The following is a 19,347-nucleotide window of genomic DNA, read 5'->3' on the forward strand; positions in this document are numbered from 1 at the left end:
TAACTTCCGGTGCTAACTCCAAAAGGACAATTAAATCCTCCAATATGGAATAGTTCTCTTTATTAGGTTTTGTTCTCAAAACCTAAAGTTCTTAATATATCACGTTTCCTCATTCACAGTGCTTTTCATCGCCTCCTGCTCGCGGAAGGCAGAAGGTGTCAGCCCATATTTTTTCTTGAACAAGGTAGAAAAGTAAGTTATGTTGTATATCCCTACAGACTCACTAATTTTGGCGGCTGTCTCGTGGGTAGTAGCAAGCAAATCTTTTGCTTTCTCCAGCCGGATGTTGTTCAAGTATTCACTGAATGATTGCTGGATCGCTCCTTTGAACAGTTTCCCCAGATAGCTGGGTGACAGTCCGGCGATGTTGGACACCAGATCGAGCGATATGTTAGGCTCGGCATAATGTTCATGAATGTAATTCTGTACTTTTTCAATTAGAATATTATGCTTTTGAGCGTTCATCCAGTGATTTTTTTCTTCAATTAAAATGCAAATTTTGCAGCAATACCGGTTGAATATATTGCAGATCTCCGTCAAATCTTCTGCCCGTTCAATATCGGTTACCGCTTGCAGGTAATCATTAAAATTGGAATCCGGCACATGCTGTAAATAGTCAAAATGCTTAAGTAAAGACAACATGAGCTGAGTGCTATAGGTGATGACCTGATGAACTGAACCGCCAGATATTTTATCAATAATTTCTTCGACTGCGCTTACAATGGGTTCCGGCTTGCCGTGCTGCACAGCATCAATCAGTTGCTTCTCGTAGGAGCCGGGATAGCTCAAGGCCGTCAACACATGGTGGCGTGTCGCTATAGCGTCCAGAATCGCTTCTTTCCCATAGATGAGCCGGTATTTCACATACTGCTGCGCTGAAGTATACGAGGACGGAATATGACTTTTACCAAAGGATATATCTCCTATCCCTATAGATACCGTTACCTTGAAGTAACGGTTTAGAAAGCTTTGAATATTACGTAAGGCAGGCTTCAGTTCCTCCGACTGTTGATTTTTCGTATATTGAAGGATGGCGACGGCTTCATTTCCTCCCATAATGAGATAATCACATGTGCCAATATGCTCCAGCATCTCTTTTGCGATATTTCCCAAAGCGAAGCGCAGCAAGGACTGATGTTTCCCTTCCATCCTCTCCCCTATAGGCTCAAGCTCATTGATTTTGAACACTATTACGCCAAAAAATGGCCCCGCTACCTCCTCGCCGATCTCCTTAATGATCTTGTTCGAAACAGAGTGCTCCAGTGAATGACCGCGAAGCAATGCATGCAGATAATGCTCACGGACGGTTCGCGAAGAGTGGGTGATTACAAACTGCATGGATTTCTCACGTTCATGATAGGAATGGAAAACCTCGGTCATCATCTTGTATTCATCGATATGCGCCAAGCCGGATGCGGGATTGGTCGTGTTTGGCATGACTTTTTCAAGCAGCGCCGATAAGGGTTTATTCATGTTCGAGGTTAAAAGGATAGAGATCAATAGGCCTGCCAATACAATTCCGGCTGTAAATAGCAGCGTAATCCTCCGGAGTTGGTCAATGTTAGAAATGAGATCGGAATACGGTGAAACGCTTACAAAATACCAGTCCAGTTCCTCCGACTTTACATAAGTGACCAGATTCCTTTGTTTTGAAATAGTTGTGGTGAAGCTGCTCTCATTTTTGTTCTCAATTAATATCGTCCGCACGTACTCTTCTTCAAATAAATCATCCATAAATAGATTGGAATCGGTATGAGACAACACTTTACCTTCATTATTCATTACGAAAACGTTATTAGCGGAGTCCGCTTTGCTGATCTTGCGGATTGTCGTCAGAATCGACTGCTCCTCCACATTGATATAGATCAACGGATTGCCTGTGGTCTGGTATGAGAAATTCGGGTACAGCAAGAAGGTCAGGAACTGTAATGATCTACCGTTGTTGCGGCCCGCAGCCTTCAGGCTGCGCGGCTTGAATTCCATGTACCGCTTCGCGCTGAGGGTGGTGAGCGAAGAGTCAAACGGAAGCCCGGCTGTATCAATGGTTGTTCCTGTAGAAGGCCGATGGATCCCGATACTGTGGATATAAGGGTTCACGTTGGTAATTTGTTCGATCTGTTGAAAAATATGATAATTACTTACCTTGTCCTCCACCTTCTCATCCAGGAAGGAAAGGATTTCCGGTTGAATCAGCAGTGTATTTCCTATAGTGATGACCTGGTTATAGACTACATCGGAGGCGTAAGTAATCTGGGACAACATCGCCCGGGAATTACGTTCGATCTCCTTGATGGCGCTTCTGGAGAACAGGGAGAAGAGTACACCCGATAGCACGCTTACGGTTAGAAGAACGAGAAGGAAATATGATATGGTGAGTTTTTGAAATGCCTTGTATCGAACAAGCCGGTTGATGGTTGTCCGCATGCTGAATTCCTCCCAATGCTGCCCGTTATAATTTCTAAACTATAGTACATTTTCGGCCGAAAAGGTACCGGATCAGGCGAAAATGAAAGCCATTCCGTTTTTTTGAAAGCCTTGTGATCTAATTTGAAAGCGTTTCCCCGGTTTCGAAATAGACACTTTGGGGTGCCATGGATAATCTGGAATCAAGGCACTCGCTGCTGGCAGCAAGGCGGCAGAAGAAATTCAACAGTGGGAGGAAGAGGAATTGAAAAAGAAACGGCGTCCAGGATTGAGCATGCTGTCTGACATCCGCAGGAATAGAACATCCTATTTGTTGGTTCTACCGGCAATGGCATACACTTTTATTTTCGGGTATATGACGTATCCCTATATGGTCATTGCCTTCCAGCGCTTTAATTATACAAAAGGAATCTTCCATAGCGAATGGGTGGGATTTAAAAACTTTGAGTTTTTCTTCCGGTCAAACAAAGCGCTTACGGTCACCTTTAACACCATTTACCTAAATTTACTCTTTATTATTTTCGGTACTCTGATGGCGCTGGCAATTTCACTGGTTCTCAACGAGCTGCGTAAGAAGCTATTTGTCAAGATCAGTCAATCCCTGATGTTATTCCCGAATTTCATCTCATGGATCGTCATTAGTTATGTGTTGTATGCGCTTTTTTCTATGGATATGGGGATCGTCAACCAAATGATGAACAAGCTCGGTATGGCCTCAGTGAACTGGTATACCGATACACAGTCATGGCCGGCGATTCTTACCGTCATGCATGTGTGGAAGGGAGCCGGAATGAGTGCCATTATTTACTTGGCAACCATTACCGGTATCGACGAGACCTTGTATGAAGCTGCAGAGATTGATGGGGCTAACCGCTGGCAGATGTGCCTCCGCATTACGATTCCGCTAATGATGCCAACTGTGATTATCCTGACGATGCTCTCGGTCGGCAAAATTATGTACGGCGATTTCGGGATGATCTATGCGCTGATCGGTGACAACGGCACCCTATATTCGACCACGGATATCATTGATACGTATGTATTCCGTTCCTTGCGTCAGATCGGCGACCCCTCCGAAGCTATGGCTGTTGGACTTTTCCAGTCGGTCATCGGATTTATCCTTGTCTTTGGCACCAATGCCATTACCCGCAAGTTCTTTAAAGATGGCGCATTATATTAAATCCGGGGAGGCATATAAATGAAAAAAATTTCAATCAGCAAGACGGTCATGTACACGCTGACTGCGGTGTATTCGGCGCTGTGCCTGCTTCCGATGCTGCTCGTGCTGATGATCTCCATCACGGATGAGGATGCGATTCTGAAGAACGGCTACAGCCTCTTTCCGGAGAAATTCTCTCTATATGCCTATAAGCTGATCTTTACGGGCGGCTCCCAAGTCATTAAGAGCTACGGAATTTCTATCTTTGTCACGGTCGTCGGTACCACGCTGGCCATTCTAATTACTTCTATGGCTGGCTATACCCTAGCGAACAAAAATGTGAAGCACCGCAATCTGCTGGCCCTTTACTTCTTTATCACGATGATTTTTTCAGCCGGAATTGTGCCCTGGTATTTGATGAACCGGTCGCTCGGATTAACCAATAATATTTTTGCTCTGATTATTCCGTCGCTCCTGTTCAGCCCGTTCAACCTCTTTCTTGTACGCAATTTCATGAACGGCATTCCCGACTCGCTGAGAGAATCGGCCACCATAGACGGAGCAAGTGATCTTGTCATTGCTTTTAAGATTTACCTTCCGTTATGTAAACCGGTACTCGCGACGATCGCCCTCTTCTATGGACTGGATTATTGGAACAACTGGTGGAATGCGATCATGCTGATTGACACGAAAGATTTGTACCCGCTGCAGTTTATGCTTCTTCAGATGCAATCGGAGATCAGTATGCTGAACGAGATGGCGATGCTGGCCGGAACAAGCGACATTACGCTTCCTTCGGAGTCGGTCAAGATGGCGACAGCCATTGTGACGATCGGGCCGATCATCTTCCTCTACCCTTATCTGCAAAAATACTTCGTGAAAGGATTGGTTATAGGTTCAGTTAAAGGCTGATGTCATCCCTTAGGGGTTAACATAAATAAGGCATAATAAGAGGAGGTCAATATTATTCATGAAAAAACACTACGCAATTCTATTAGCTGTGGTGCTTGCCCTTTCTACACTGATTGGGTGCGGCAAGGCGTCTGATAATGCCGGCTCTGCCGGAGATGGGGGAAGTAATGCTTCATCTTCAAATTCGGAGAATAATAATTCTTCTGAGGTCGTCCGGATCAAATACGTGGTTCCCGGCACCGAGCCCAAAGACTACCAAAAGGTGTTTGAAAAAGTCAATGAGAAACTGGCTGCAGACGGTATCGGCGTTGAAGTGGAGAAAATCTTCATCCCATGGGATGCATGGGACCAGAAGCTGAACCTGATGCTGTCCACCGGTGAAGATTTCGATCTGTTTCATGTCATGCAGGACCGCACTCCGTTCTCCAACTACTATACCCGGGGTGCCCTGGCAGATATCTCAGATGAAATAGACAAGTATGGAGCAAACCTGAAAAAGTATATCCCGGAGGATATCTTCAACGGTGCAACCATCGGCGGAAAGTATTATATCGTCCCCTCCTATTGGGTTGAAATGGCGAGCGAGGGAGAGTTCAATATCCGCCGCGACATTCTCCGCGAGAACAATCTGGAAGAGCCGGCAACTCCGGCTGAATTGATTAGCGCCTGGGAGATTATTATGAAGAACTGGAAGGGAAAGAACAAGCCTTATCTGGGCACCCGGGCAGATTTTGACCCGATATCCCTGCATACCTCCATCTTACACCGGAGCTATGACACCTTCCCGTTTACCGTCAAGGATAAGTTCTTTTATGTCAATCAGAACGGAGAAATCAAGTCCTGGATTGAGACCGGGGAATTCAAGAAGGATGCAGCCTTCATGCACGAGCTGTACACCAAGGGAATTACGAATCCTGATATCTTAGTCATGAAGCAGGAGCAAGTAGATGCGCAGCTCGACAGCGGGGAATGGTTCGTACGGCTGGGAACCGGCGGAAGCTTGAACGGGCTCCAGAAATACAATCCAGCAGCTACAGTAGACGATATCGGAGTGGTATGGTTTAACCCGGAGAAAGAATATCTGCGTCCCCTGTCCTTCAAGAACGGAAATGCCGTACCGGTGAACAGCAAACATCCGGAGGCCGCCGTTAAATTTATGGATTGGATGCTGGCCAGCCAGGATAATTATGATCTGGTTCAATATGGCATAGAGGGCGAGCACTACACCAAAGATGGCGAAAAAGGCTTAAAGCCGATCAAAGATCCGAATAACAATAACAATCCAAGGTACAGGGGCTCCGATTCGCAGAACGGGAATGTGAACTTTATGCGCTTTGACCCGGAGAACAGTATTCCTGACAATAACAAAGTCTTATTTGAGCCCAATCCCAAAGCGGTCAATAGTATTGCAGCCAACTTTATTTTTGATCCAACGAATGTAAGAACCGAATATACCAATATTCTCTCGGAAGCCTCAGCCAGCATCACTCCGATCTATATGGGTGTTCTGGACTACGATCAGGCATTCCCCGAAGCACTGGACAAGATGAAGAAAGCGGGTCTGGACAAGGTGGTTGCGGAATACCAAAAGCAGTTCCAGGAATATCAATCTTCTCTTAAATAAAAAGGGCTGCTACAATAAAGGAGTGGAAAAATTTTGAACCTGCATCAGCAAAAAAAAGAATTTGAAGTCGCAAAAACCGTTTATGAAAGCGCAACCTTAACATTTAAAAACGTAGAAGGGTTGGATGTCTATAATATTTCGATTCCTTTTGAACGGGATGGGAAACGTTACTTGTTCGGCCGGGTAGAGCGCCGCGAAGAATGGGCCCGCTCTTGGGTCCGCCTGTTCGAGGAGACAGGTCAGGATGAGTGGACCGTGGTAGATAATAGCATGATCTATACGCTGGAGGACCCGTTTATCAGTGAAATGGGTGATGAGCTTATCCTGGGCGGAACGCATGTGCAATATCAAAGCGGCAAATACAGCACGTTTTTCGGATATTTTTACCGGGGGACTGACCTCCACAATTTGTACTACTTTACTACCGGTCCTAACAAAATGAAGGATATTCGCCTTGTTTCACTGCCGGACGGCAAGATTGGCGTCTTCTCGCGTCCGCGGGGCAACGAGATGAGAGGCCAATATGGCAGCGAATCCATGATCGGCTTCACGGTCATTGACAAGCTGGAAGAGTTGACTGCAGACGTCATTGAGAATGCACCTTACATTCATGGTATTTTTGGGGCAGGCGAATGGGGAGGCGTCAATCAGGCTTACCTGCTGAGCAGCGGCAAGATCGGGATTATCGGTCATATTTGTTATCAGGACAAGGATGAGAATGAACAGGAAATAAAGGTATATTTGAACATGGCCTTCATCTTCGATCCCATTACCCGGGAATCCTATGACCTGCATTTGATTGGAAGCCGTTCCTGCTACCCGCCCGGCCCCGCCAAGGCACCGTATTTGGCTGACTGCGTCTTTTCTTCGGGTATCGTGATGCGCAAGGACGGCAAGGCCGATCTGTACAGCGGCATTGGCGATTGCCAGGCTGGGCGTATTACGATCGACTATCCGTTCGCACCCTATGGACACATTGTCTAGAATACAGTTCATACTCACAAGGAGGATATTCAAACGATGAATCATACAAATACACCCGTCATAGGAGCTTTGGCATCCAGTCCGCTCATTCGCCGTCACCCGGCCAACCCCGTGCTGGATGCGGCCCGAGTCCCTTATCCCGCCGCACTTGTGTTCAATGCGGGAGTGGTTAAGTTTAATGGCCGGTATGTTATGGTTTTCCGCAATGACTATGGCTCACTGGAGAAGCAGACCCTTGAACCTTCTTATACAACAGATCTGGGTATCGCTTTCAGTGAAGACGGCATTCACTGGACAGCTGGGCCCAAGCCGGTTTTCAAGCTGCACGACGAAGAGATGATGCGCGCTTACGATCCGCGTCTGTCGGTGATCGGCGGCCGCTGCTATATGTGCTTCGCTGTAGATACGCGGCATGGCATCCGGGGAGGGATCGCCGTAACCGATGACTTTGAATCCTTTGAAATATTGAGCTTGTCTACGCCGGACCTGCGAAATATGGTGCTGTTCCCGGAGCGGATCAACGGCAATTATGTGCGGCTGGAACGGCCGTTCACTGTTTACAGCCGCGGAGGAGTGGACCGGTTCGACACATGGATTTCGGAGTCACCGGATCTGATCTATTGGGGACGTTCTGAGCTGTTGCTGGCGGTAGAGCAGGTGCCGTTCGCCAATGATAAGATCGGTCCGGCAGCACCTCCGGTGAAGACGGATAAAGGCTGGCTCACCACATTCCATGCGGTGGATATCGATCCCGCCAGAGGGAAGAACGGCTGGGAGCCGTCTTGGAAGAAACGGTATACTGCAGGTATTATGCTGCTTGACCTAAACAATCCGAAGAAAATCCTTGGGATGAGTGCATCACCGTTGCTTGCACCTGAAGCACCATACGAAATAGACGGAGGCTTCCGCAATGATGTCATTTTTCCTGGCGGCATGGTGTTGGAAGAAGATGGAGAAGTAAAGATTTATTACGGAGCCGCCGATACAGTGGAATGTTTGGCTACCGCTCATGTAGATGATCTGATTAGACTTTGCTTGGGGCAGTGAAGTTAGGATGTACAGAAAAAGGCACGGAATATCAATTTATGTATTGATCTTCCGTGCTTTATACTTTCCAGTCTTCCACTCCGCTAACCGTAAGACCGCCAACTAAATACTTTTGCAGGGACAGAAACGCGACTTTCCCCCTCATATTAATTTTTTCAGAATTCCTCATTCTATCTTCCTTAGATTTCATTAAAATGTACTATTATAAACAGTTTTAGTATCCGTTTTATAAGATAAAAATGGACACCCTCCCGTTTAAAGGATTAGCGCTGGCCTTGATACTGTCCATGTTTCTTATAGATATGTAGCAATTGAACATGGAGATCATACATTTCTTTGTAGCTCATTGTAGTGCAGCTCTCCATTTTATAGAACTACTCGCTCTGCATATATTAAAATAAAAAGCAACTCATCCGTAGACAAGTTGCTCTTAAAACTTACCGCTTAGCCTTATAAAACTCATGATACAGCTTCATCAGCGCCCGCTTCTCTATCCGTGACACATAACTGCGACTAATGCCGAGATCCTTGGCGATCTCCCGCTGCGTCCGTTCTTCACCGCCTGTGTCGAGGCCAAAACGTCCGACAACTACTTCCTTCTCCCTCTCGTCCAAAATGTCGAGGTTGCGGTAAATCTTGCTCTTTTCAATCTTCAGATCGACTTCTTTAATGACATCATCAGCTTCGGAGCCAAGGATATCGATAAGTGTAATTTCATTACCTTCTTTGTCAGTCCCAATTGGATCGTGTAGGGATACGTCTTTACGTGTTTTCTTGAGCGAACGTAGGTGCATCAGGATTTCGTTTTCAATACAACGAGCAGCAAAGGTTGCGAGCTTCGTACCCTTGTTCGGACGGTAACTTTCGATGGCCTTGATCAGTCCGATCGTGCCGATGGAAATCAGATCCTCCATATCCTCGCCGGTGTTATCGAATTTTTTTACTATGTGGGCAACTAAGCGCAAATTGTGTTCGATTAGCAAGTTACGAGCCTTAGCGTCGCCCTCAGCCATCATCCCTAAGTATTTGCTTTCATCCTGCTCCGAGAGCGGCTGGGGAAAAGCGTTGTTTCTTACGTACGATACCAGCAGCGTCAGTTCTTTGATCAGTAGCGCTATCGTGCTTATGATTCCTGGCAACTTGGCGACACCTCCCGCACATGTACAATGAAACCGATCAGCAATGAGAACTACGGGTTCATGGTCCTTTTATTGTATGTGGGTAGATGCCTAGAAGTGCCTGTACGGGAGAAATAGGTACGGGCTATTATAACAGGGTTTGAGGTATACTCTTTGGTGTGATAAGATAAGAATATAAAAGGAGCCGTGCGTCAACACGACTCCCGTGTACAATCCGCATTAAGAGCGGCGGCTTACGGAATGGGCCAGAGATAGACCGTTATCCTTCGTCGGGGCGGTCTATTTCTTTTTGTGGAATGAAAGGATCAACACAATCAGCGTCGCAAATGAAATCATTAGCGTCAGTGCTTGGTATACCTCCACTTGCCATATTTGCAATCAGTTTTTGAGCATTTTTTTGCCGACAGTAAATTCGATGAACCCCAACAATAATCCCATGATCATAATGTACCAGTAATCACTGATTGAAGGTGATAATGTCACCAGAGTGAAAATAATTGTATATAAGCCGTATAAAAGAATAGACCCACTTAACAATTTGTAAAACCTATTTCTTTTTGTAATAAAAAATAAAGCAATAAAAAAGATTAAACACACTGATAGCAGAATAGATGGGAAGTAGTAGAAAGAGGTTGTTAATGAAGTGTTGAACCCGATTGCTGGGGTTTCACTTGTTAAATTATAAAAATTTTTAAATCCATCTGTTATTATTAAGATTACTATGATGATCTGAACCGCTTTCCAATCCTTTTTCATATTAAACTCCTTTCGTTGAAACTCACACCATAACCCTCTTTATGTAATTATAGGTAAGATGAAGAAGAAATTAAAGGTGGATTTCTCGTGATAGATTAGAGCGTGTCTTCAAACCGCTTCCCCGCCAAAACCTGCTGCTGTATGCCCTAAGGAATCATGGGTACAGTAGCACTTTCTGATCACACGCGGAGAAAGGCGTTTCGCCACTAGGCAGTTTTTTCGGTGGAGGCTTACGTCTCGGTGTTTCTAAGACTTCGTTCTTTTTCAGAAGGCGTGTGTGCGTCCGGAAAGTGTGTTCCTGGCTCTGAGTACAAACGGACCGAGTTGCACTTATTTGGGGCTTTTAGCCTGTTACAGGAGGACAACGGACTCCAGCGCAGTTATTTCTCCCTGCTGGCCGATTTTAGATAGAATGCAGAGCAGATAAGGTCACCTGGGTCCGCATAAGAGAATAAACAAGTGTTTTACTCTCTATAGCGCCTCCTGAGTCCGTCCCTCGAGTAAACGAACCCGCTGCGGACTTTTAGGTCCCCTACTTTCAATACTAAATCCCTGCTTCCCCAGAGCTCTTCCAGTTTGAAGACATGCTCTAGAAAGGCCAAAAAAAATGACCTCAAACCACAATCTGTTACAGATCGTAATTTAAGGTTTCATTCATTAAAAACTTATGATTTTCAGCCCTAAGGATGTATCCATCTGACGTCGCTATCCTTAAGCTTCGGAATCCAACCGTTTGGAGGCGCTTGATCGGAAACGATAACATGCACCTCATGAAAATCAACAATTTTGGCCAATGTTCGTTTAGCGATTTTCGACTCATCTGCAACTACAATCACCGTCTCTGAACAACGAATTAATTCCCTGGTCAGTACCGCCTGCTCGTAGTCATAGCTTGTTATCCCATACTCCAAGGAAACACCATCCACAGAAATAAAGGATTTATTGACATAGAAATCCTCCATAATTTTCTCAGCAATCGGACCGGATACCCGCAAGTGTTTTACGTTGACTTCTCCGCCTATCAAAATAATTTTACCGTCGAAGGCCCCGCGTTTTTTATTTTCAATCAGTAACATCATCGCTGGTATAGAGTTGGTCAATATCGTTACATTATGCTTGCCCTCTAAAAAATGAATAATTTGCAGAGCCGTACTTCCTTCATCTATTATAATCACATCGTTGTGATCAATTAACTCCGCAGCGAGAAGCCCGATCTTGCTCTTAGCCTCAGCGTTTAATAATTCTCTTTCATATAGCGGAGGCTCCATTCCCACCTTGAACTTAACCGCACCGCCATATATTTTTTTCAATTTATTTTCTTTTTCCAGCTCATCGAGATCTCTTCGTATCGTTTCCGTTGAAACTTCAAAGAGCAAAGAAAGCTCTCTGGCAATCACTTTGCCCTTCTCATTAAGCAGATTCATAATACTGATCTTTCTATCCTCCCCAGCAAGCGACAACTTGCTCCCTCCCTTAACATAGTTTCAAAATCCATCCTGCGTATTAGGTGATGACCTTGCCGGTTTCTTCATCGAAAATATGAATAGCCTCAGAGTCTAGTGTAAGATAAATACGTTCATTATACGACACATTCAGATCCGAAGGGCTTAAAATACGAATAAAATTCGTCGTGTTTTCATTATCGCCCAACATGACCTTGATCAATTTCTCCCGCCCAAGCTGTTCGACCAGCACGACCTTTGCCGGAATACTATTCTCCAGCTGTACTTTGGAAATCTGAAGATGATGAGGCCTTGCCCCTAGGGCTACCCTGGTTCCTTTAAATTCAGCGTTCAATTTTTTAGTCGATAAAAGCTTATAGTCAAAGCCGTCTCCACGTAATATACGTTCATTTCCGTTGCGGAGCAAATCACATTTCAGGATGTTCATTGGCGGATTCCCCATAAAGTGTGCGACAAACAAATTAACAGGCTTCATAAATAACTCGTCCGGTGTACCGTACTGCTGAATTTTCCCATTTTGCAGGATCGCGATTTTATCAGCCACTGCCATCGCTTCTTCCTGGTCATGGGTCACAATAATTGTTGTAATTCCCAGTTTCAGCTGCAGGCGCCGGATTTCGTCGCGGACATCAACCTTTAAGCGGGCATCCAGATTTGACATAGGTTCATCCAGCAGCAGGAACAAGGGGTCTTTAGCAAGTGCCCGGGCCATCGCTACCCGCTGTTGCTGTCCGCCTGAGAGCTGGCTTGGCATCCGGTCTGTCAATTGATCAATTTGCAGCATTGCAGCAATCTCTTGGGCTTTTTGATGACGTTCTTTTTTCTTCACTTTCCGTTGCTTTAATGGAAATGCAATATTATCAAGGACAGTCATATGCGGATAAAGCGCGTAACTTTGAAATACCATCCCGATATCCCTGTCCTTAGGCTCCACATGATTTACAATCTTCCCGTCAAAATACACCTTTCCGCTCGTAGGCTGCAGAAGTCCGGCCAGAATCATTAACGTGGTTGACTTGCCGCAGCCGGATGGCCCTAGAAGCGCGACAAATTCTCCCCGCTTAATATCCAAGCTGACATTTTCCAGCGCTGTTGAATCGCCAAATTTCTTCGATATTCCCTCTAGTTTTATCATACGCCTTTGGAACCTCCTATGGTCACCTTCATCATCGTCCGTTGGGTGAATAGATAAAATATGCCGATTGGAATGGTATAGAAGAGTCCAATAGCTGTAATTAGCCCAATATTTGTAACCTTATCATCATCTGTAAAAATAAGTTTGGCCAGGTAACCGGCAAGCGTCAATTTGGTGTTATCGAAAATAAACAGCTTGATTAGCAGCCATTCCCCGTAAGCCCCCATAAAAGCATAGATGGCGATCGCTGAAATACCCGACAGCATATTCGGCAGAATAATCTGATAAAGACATTTGAATCGGCTGCACCCGTCAATCATGCCGGAGAATTCCAAGTCCCAGGAGACCTCATCAAAAAATCCCTTCAGAATATACACATGCCAAGGAATCATTCCTGCTGCCGACAGCACAACAACTGCAAATACGGTGTTGAGCAGCCCTAAGTACATCATTATAAAAAAGCTTGTAATCAATAATGTAATCCCGGGAAAGGACCCCATAATAAACAGAAATTTCAAAGCAAATCCTTTGCCCACAAAATTCAATCTGGAAAAGGCATACGCTGCTGGAACAGAGACCAGAAGGTCAATCACCGTGATGAGCAGCCCAAACACAACCGTATTCATCACAATCGGCCAAATCATCGGAAAACTTATTCCTTCAAGTACAAAAGATCTCCTTAAAAACTGCCAATTCTCCCAAGACAATCTCCCTGAATTATAGTTGTATACCGACGATACAAATAACCAAATGATCATAAAAATGATAGGCAGCATTAACAGGACCATGAAGAAATGAATCATATTCCGTTTGCTGAATTTCCATAAGCTCACAGGGTTTCACCACTCTTATCTAGTATGGTTAGTCTTCTATCCGGGGAGGTCGAATCAGTTTATTGAAATCAAATATCCGAAATAACAGCAGGGTTAGCAGAAGTGAAATAATGACCACTATGACCGATATAGCAGCGCCATATCCATATTCCAACCGATTAAAGGCCTGCTGATAACCATAAAGAGCCAACGTTGTGGTATCAAACACGGGACCGCCTCCCGTAGCAAGCAAAATAAAATTATAGCTTGCAAACAATCCGATCGTCGAAGTCACCGTAACGTACATAATCGGCCATTTTAATGCAGGAAGTATGATGTCCTTAATAATAGAACGGTCTTTGGCTCCATCCACCCTTGCTGCTTTATATATATCTTCGGGAATTGAATTGATCGAAGCCGAGAACAGAATCATACCCCCCGAGGCACCTGAGATGACTCCGGCAACAATAATAATTAATAGTCCTGCTTCATTGAACCAGGATACCGGTTGTTCCAGACCAAAGTACATGATGACTTTATTCGCAAATCCTCCTGGTGTCGGGTTGAATATATATTTCCAGAATACAACATAGACTAAGCCAGGCATGGTGCTCGGAATGAGCCATATGACACGATAAAGGGCACCTATTCTTTTATTTTTCACCAGATACTGTGTGCAAATCGCCAAGAGCAAGCTGAAAGCGACGGTAAGGATTAAGGAGAAAAATACATAAATCAGGGTTATCTTAATGATCGGCAATAAATTAATGTCTGCAAGGATTTGCCGGAAATTCCCCAGCCCGATGAAATCCGCCTTCATCTTACGATCTAGATTTGTTGTGGACATCCATATAGTCGCAAATGCAGGAATGACAAAGAATAATAAAGTTAAGATCGCAAACGGCGCCAAAAACAGATAGGGGTAAGATTTTTTCTTCAATCTGGCTAAATTCATTGGCCCCTTCCTCTCTCATATGTACGGCTTGCCATAGGAGGACTTTACAATCCTGCACTATGCAAGCCGTTGTTTCTTCTATTATCGAAAGTGTTGCTGCAGGCTATCTGAAAATGACTTGGTCCTGATCCACATTTTGCTTATAGTTTTCTTCGAATAACTTATAGGCTTCTGCTGCCGATGCACCATTAACCATGATTGCTTCAAGACCTTTAATTTGCTGCTTCAAATAATCAGGGTAGGCAAGATGCGGCGGACGTACCTTGGTATAATCCAGCATGTACGCTACGTCATGTAAAAATCTTAAATCACTAAACCGTGGATCTTCTTGTCCCGATTTTGTTACCGGCAGTTTGCCTGAGGCTATGGTGTGGTCCATTTGTAAATTTGGAGCCATTGCCAATTCAATGATTCGTTGAACATAAGGCATTTTCTGCTCATCTACCTTGGAGCTGACATAATACAGACGCGGATTGGCCAGTGAACCCGGCTCCCCGCCCTTACTTCCAGCCGGAATTAGAGTAAAGGTACTGTTTGCATAAAACCAATCCTCGAATTCCTTATCCGTTTTCCCGTAAGCTTCCTTCATACTATTGTATGATCCGGTACCTCCAATGAAAAACATGACATCACCGTTAACATAATATCCGAAGCCCACATCTTCCAATGCAGCAAAGTCCTTTGTAATGGCACCACTCTTAATCCCTTTCTCCCAAAAACTATAAGTATCTGTAATGCCCTTTTTATCGAAAATCACTTTACTTTGTTCCTGATCGTAAGGCTCAAAGCCCATCATTTGGTTGTTGATGTCCTGAACACTGATGTTGTCGAGCCCATCACTCACCAAGCCGTACTTCGTCACCTTTTTCTCAACAGCTTCAGTAGCAATGTTCAGCATATCCTCCATCGTCCAATCCCCTTTAAGCACCCGATCCGGAAGTCCTTCAATATCCGCATCAGACCAACCCAGTGTTTTTAAAGCTGTTTTGTTTATATACAGAGGGGAAGCGTCCATATCCTGAATTGCACCGTATACATGCCCTTGGTATTCCATGATATCCCATAGATTTTGTGGAAGAGTTTTGAATACCTCCGACTCCTTCAGCCAATCAATGGGTTGAATAAGTCCTGCATCCAGTTCCCAGCCAATATCCAGGCTTGAATTCATAGAAATATCGCGGTATTGGCCGGCTTGGGCTTGTAGAACAAGTTCATCATCACCAACAGCCGGCAAAATGTCGGCAACTACTTCTACATTTTTGCCTTGTGCCGTCAACTCTTCATTCAAGGCTTTAAAAGCAGCTGTATAGTTTGACATCCGGGCACCGTAATCGTCCTCACCTACACTGATTTTAATAATTGCTTTCGTCTTGGCATCCTTCGATGCATCAGATTTATTCTGAACATCTGCCGCAGAAGCTGCTTCTTTCCCCGTATTATTCTTCGCACTACATGCTCCCAATACGACGGTCAATCCTAGCAATACTACAAATAGCATGGATAATTTGGTCCGCATCTCCATTTCCCCTCATCCCATTTTTTATAATCTAGTACAATATTAGTATAAGATTAGAGTGTAATAAGAGGATTAATTCCACGTTAAATATATGTTTTCATGTTGTTTTATTATGCTTTCATGTTGTTTACTGTGGAAACACTTGCGAGATCGCCGTTTCAATACACTGGAGGGCATGCTGCAGCTGCTCTTGAGTTGTAATTAAGGGCGGTACCAAGGTTAACACGTTGCCATTAGAAACCTTAAAGCTCAGTCCCATCTCCATACAGCGGTACATGACCTTTTCTGCCCCTTCTACCGCCTCTTTCTTCGTTTGGCGATCGGTAACCAGCTCAATCGCAGCGAGCATTCCAATCACCCGGACATCCCCAATGACTTCATGTCTATTCATCATGGCCATCAGCTCCCGCTCCAGATAAACTCCCATTCGCTCCGCATGTTCGAGCAATCCATGCTGTTCAATATATTCGATTGTCGCCAAAGCAGCGGCACAACCTACTGAGCTCTTCTCATGGGTATAATGCCCGAGGGATATATCATGAGCCACATCCAAGCCTTCACGTGCAATGATGCCCGCCATTGGAAATAATCCGCCCCCAAGCCCTTTGCCAATAACCACAATATCCGGAACAATATCGTAATGCTCGTGAACGAACATTTTGCCGGTTCTCCCGAGGGCTGTTGGAATTTCATCCAGCACAAGCAGAACACCGGATTGATCGCATATTTGACGTAATCTTTGGAAATACGCTTTCGGCGGAATCTGCACATCTGTGCTGCGTACCGGCTCCATGATAACTGCCCCGACATCTGCCTCCCGCTTCAACATGTATTCCAGATAATCAAGGGTTTTCGAGCCGTCAGGATCGGAATCCCCATAGAAGCTGCGATAGGAATTATAAGGCATCATATGCTCTGTTCCCGGCAGCAAGGGTCCCATATGATTTCGGAATACACCTTCTCCTCCTATAGAAATCGCATCTAGGCTTGCCCCGTGGAAAGAGTCCCAAGTAGAAATTGTCTTGAAGTTTCCCGTCGCTTTACGAACAAGCTTCATCGCGATTCCAATGGCACTAGTACCCCCAGGTGTGAATAGCACCTTATTCAGATCACCAGGTGCCAGCTCTACGAGCTTGCGTGCTAATTGAACTGCAACCGGACTCGTATAACGCCGCGGCAGAAAAGGCAGCTCGTCCAATTGCTTCTTGACCGCATCAATAACATAACTGTTCTTATGCCCAACCTGATGTACGCTGTTACCGTGAAAATCCATATATTTGCGGCCATCCAGATCTTCTAAATAGATGCCTTCGGCATTTGTAATTACGTTCAAACAAGGCGTTGACATCGATTGATGCAGAAAGTAGCGGCTGTCTTCTTCTAGAACTTCTCTAGTGTGGCGGCTTAAATTCGTTTCTTGCCATTGCTCGCGTTCTGCCGATAGATTAATGTCTCCTTCACTTCTCTGATAAGGCTTAATATCCATGAGGGCTGTCCCCTCCCAGCAAACGGCTGTTAATCGTTTCAATGAGAGCAGGCAGCTGAGACATATCCTCAATAACATCATGCGCTCCATACTCGATAAATTGCTGCTTAGCCGCTTCAACTAGAAGCTTCAAAGCCGCCGGCTCCATCTCATTCACTTCTTCCTGCGTCAAACCTAATATGGAGCTGCCTTTAACGATGCCAACCGCCCATACTCCGGCATTTCTCGCCTCTTGCATATCTGATTTCGTATCCCCAACTTTTACAATTTGAGAAGTCATGCCCATATCCAGATGAATCATGTTCGCGTAGATCATATAAGGATACGGACGCCCTCTGCCATGGACAGAATCAGGAGTCAGCCAATAATCTGGTGCGTAACCGTTCATCTCTGCCCTGCTTGCGACAATTTGCATCATGGTGTCGTTATATCCTGTCGTCCCGCCAATTCGTAACCCTAACTCTCTAAGCTTCTGCACGGTATCGACAACATGCTCAATAGGTTCAGCAAAACGATGTAAGATTCCTAGCAGCTTCGGTTCAAAAGCATCATGCAGCTGATCCACATCGCTGTCGGTGAATGGACGCCCCATCTTTTCTTCAAATTGGCTGCGAATCCGCGGCATTTCCAGCATCATCTTGATATGATCCCGTTTTAAGCAACCCATTGGAGCTCTGACTTCTTCCATCGTCGGTTCGATCCCAATCATCCGGAAGATATCGAAGAACACATGCACGGGAGCCATACATCCATAATCGACCGTCGTTCCTGCCCAGTCTAATATTATTCCTTGTACTTTCATAAACGAATCGCTCTCCATTCATTCCCCAATGTTTGTCGCATAGGACAATATTGCCGCACACAAACCCACCATATCTTCTAGATGCACATCGCCAATTGAACCGATCCGGAATACTTGTACGTCGCTTAATTTACCTGGATAGATTACATATCCTCGCCCTTTCAGAAAGAGATACATAGACTCAAAGCTGAAATGCTCAAAGTCAGGATACCTGAACGTGGTAATAATCGGCGACTGCAGCGCTTCGGGAAGGTATGTTTTAAATCCCGCACTTTCCATTAAATGAACTAATATTTGTTGATTCTCAAGATATCTGACATAACGCCGCTCGACTCCGCCTTCTGCCTCTAATTCAAGCAAGGCCTGAGAGAAGGCCCGTACCACATGCGTCGGAGAGGTGAACCGCCACTTCCCCTCCTCCTGCTCCATCACTTGCCATTGATCATACAGATCTAATGATAATGACCTTGCATTATGCTTACACTTTGCCAATTCATCCTTGTTACAGAGAACAAAGCTGAAGCCAGGTACGCCATGAATACATTTATTTGAGCTGCTGACTAAGTAATCAATGCCCCACTTCTCAACTTCTACCGGTATCCCTCCAAAGCTGCTCATGGCATCGACAATAGCTATTTTCCCGTGTCTCTTAATCGCCTGTACCAGCTGTTCGAGCGGATTAAGAATACCTGTCGTTGTCTCACAATGTACGAACGCAACATGGGTTATCGCTGGATCTTGCTTCATCAAGGTATCCACTTGCTCTACATCAATAATTTGGTTCGGGGCGAATTCTAAAGTTCGGTAACCAATTCCGAGTATCCGCGCAATTTGCTCAATTCGTTTGCCATACGCTCCATTAGCCAGAATAAGGAGTTTGCCATCCTGGGGGATAACCGTTCCAATCGTTGCTTCGATTCCGAAGGTTCCACTTCCTTGCATTAACACTGACGTATAACGGGCTACCGATGCTCTGCCTATATGAAGCAGCTTGCTCCGAATCAACTGAACGATATGTTTATAACTGTCATCCCAGGTACACCAGTCCTTCAGCATCACTGCTTTGACGGAAGGTGTTGTGGATAACGGTCCCGGTGTTAATAATAAATAGTGGTCTCCCATCGTAGTACCTC

16 protein-coding genes are annotated in these 19,347 nt (G+C 45.1%); 5 read left to right on the forward strand and 11 right to left on the reverse strand.

What is annotated here, in order from left to right:
- Nucleotides 1-99: 99 nt before the first annotated feature.
- On the reverse strand, nucleotides 100-2,424 hold the full coding sequence (locus NYE29_RS02140) for a helix-turn-helix domain-containing protein (protein WP_340894137.1): 2,325 nt from the start codon (nucleotides 2,422-2,424) through the stop codon (nucleotides 100-102).
- Nucleotides 2,425-2,668: 244 nt separating this feature from the next.
- Here NYE29_RS02140 and NYE29_RS02145 point away from each other — a divergent pair, with 244 nt between their 5' ends.
- From NYE29_RS02145 to NYE29_RS02165, 5 genes are read left to right on the forward strand one after another with little or no spacing between them, the layout of a single operon-like run.
- Nucleotides 2,669-3,604 carry an ABC transporter permease gene (locus NYE29_RS02145; protein ID WP_340894138.1) on the forward strand — a complete coding sequence of 312 codons (936 nt, stop codon included), beginning with the start codon at nucleotides 2,669-2,671 and terminating at the stop codon, nucleotides 3,602-3,604.
- 18 nt (nucleotides 3,605-3,622) lie between these two features.
- Nucleotides 3,623-4,495 carry a carbohydrate ABC transporter permease gene (locus NYE29_RS02150; RefSeq protein ID WP_340894140.1) on the forward strand — a complete coding sequence of 291 codons (873 nt, stop codon included), beginning with the start codon at nucleotides 3,623-3,625 and terminating at the stop codon, nucleotides 4,493-4,495.
- 58 nt (nucleotides 4,496-4,553) lie between these two features.
- Nucleotides 4,554-6,119, forward strand: a complete 1,566-nt coding sequence (locus NYE29_RS02155) for an extracellular solute-binding protein (RefSeq protein WP_340894141.1) — start codon at nucleotides 4,554-4,556, stop codon at nucleotides 6,117-6,119.
- Between the two features lie 33 nt (nucleotides 6,120-6,152).
- Nucleotides 6,153-7,103, forward strand: coding sequence for an MTP-1 family protein (locus NYE29_RS02160; RefSeq protein ID WP_340894144.1), 951 nt, complete (start codon nucleotides 6,153-6,155; stop codon nucleotides 7,101-7,103).
- A gap of 36 nt (nucleotides 7,104-7,139) precedes the next feature.
- A complete protein-coding gene (locus NYE29_RS02165) occupies nucleotides 7,140-8,150 on the forward strand; it encodes a glycoside hydrolase family 130 protein (protein ID WP_340894145.1) in 1,011 nt (336 codons plus the stop codon).
- A gap of 437 nt (nucleotides 8,151-8,587) precedes the next feature.
- Here the strand turns inward: NYE29_RS02165 and sigK are convergent, their stop codons facing one another.
- From sigK to phnW, 10 genes are all read right to left on the reverse strand, one after another.
- Nucleotides 8,588-9,289 carry an RNA polymerase sporulation sigma factor SigK gene (sigK, locus tag NYE29_RS02170; RefSeq protein WP_038587424.1) on the reverse strand — a complete coding sequence of 234 codons (702 nt, stop codon included), beginning with the start codon at nucleotides 9,287-9,289 and terminating at the stop codon, nucleotides 8,588-8,590.
- A 279-nt stretch (nucleotides 9,290-9,568) separates the two neighbouring features.
- Entirely contained in the window at nucleotides 9,569-9,652 is an 84-nt protein-coding gene (locus NYE29_RS34495) for a putative holin-like toxin (protein WP_445322196.1), read from the reverse strand.
- Nucleotides 9,653-10,725: 1,073 nt separating this feature from the next.
- Nucleotides 10,726-11,505 (reverse strand): DeoR/GlpR family DNA-binding transcription regulator, encoded by a 780-nt coding sequence (locus NYE29_RS02175; RefSeq protein WP_038587416.1) that lies wholly within the window; start codon nucleotides 11,503-11,505, stop codon nucleotides 10,726-10,728.
- A 43-nt stretch (nucleotides 11,506-11,548) separates the two neighbouring features.
- The gene (locus tag NYE29_RS02180; RefSeq protein WP_038587414.1) at nucleotides 11,549-12,643 is read right to left on the reverse strand and encodes an ABC transporter ATP-binding protein; all 1,095 of its coding nucleotides are present in this window, start codon (nucleotides 12,641-12,643) and stop codon (nucleotides 11,549-11,551) included.
- The gene (locus tag NYE29_RS02185) at nucleotides 12,640-13,287 is read right to left on the reverse strand and encodes a carbohydrate ABC transporter permease (protein WP_340894148.1); all 648 of its coding nucleotides are present in this window, start codon (nucleotides 13,285-13,287) and stop codon (nucleotides 12,640-12,642) included. The genes NYE29_RS02180 and NYE29_RS02185 overlap by 4 nt, the downstream gene beginning before the upstream one ends.
- Nucleotides 13,288-13,504: 217 nt before the next feature.
- Nucleotides 13,505-14,395 carry a carbohydrate ABC transporter permease gene (locus NYE29_RS02190; RefSeq protein WP_179091882.1) on the reverse strand — a complete coding sequence of 297 codons (891 nt, stop codon included), beginning with the start codon at nucleotides 14,393-14,395 and terminating at the stop codon, nucleotides 13,505-13,507.
- A gap of 118 nt (nucleotides 14,396-14,513) precedes the next feature.
- A complete protein-coding gene (locus NYE29_RS02195; protein WP_340894150.1) occupies nucleotides 14,514-15,926 on the reverse strand; it encodes a hypothetical protein in 1,413 nt (470 codons plus the stop codon).
- Nucleotides 15,927-16,053: 127 nt separating this feature from the next.
- Nucleotides 16,054-17,412: an aspartate aminotransferase family protein gene (locus NYE29_RS02200; protein WP_340894151.1), complete on the reverse strand. Its 1,359-nt coding sequence runs from the start codon at nucleotides 17,410-17,412 to the stop codon at nucleotides 16,054-16,056.
- The gene (phnX, locus tag NYE29_RS02205; RefSeq protein WP_340894152.1) at nucleotides 17,402-18,214 is read right to left on the reverse strand and encodes a phosphonoacetaldehyde hydrolase; all 813 of its coding nucleotides are present in this window, start codon (nucleotides 18,212-18,214) and stop codon (nucleotides 17,402-17,404) included. Before phnX ends, NYE29_RS02200 begins: the two co-directional genes overlap by 11 nt.
- Nucleotides 18,215-18,232: 18 nt before the next feature.
- Nucleotides 18,233-19,336, reverse strand: a complete 1,104-nt coding sequence (gene phnW / locus NYE29_RS02210; RefSeq protein ID WP_340894154.1) for a 2-aminoethylphosphonate--pyruvate transaminase — start codon at nucleotides 19,334-19,336, stop codon at nucleotides 18,233-18,235.
- Nucleotides 19,337-19,347 lie beyond the last annotated feature (11 nt).

Source organism: Paenibacillus sp. FSL M7-1046 (assembly GCF_038007405.1).
In the GTDB taxonomy this organism is placed as follows: Bacteria; Bacillota; Bacilli; order Paenibacillales; family Paenibacillaceae; genus Paenibacillus_AQ.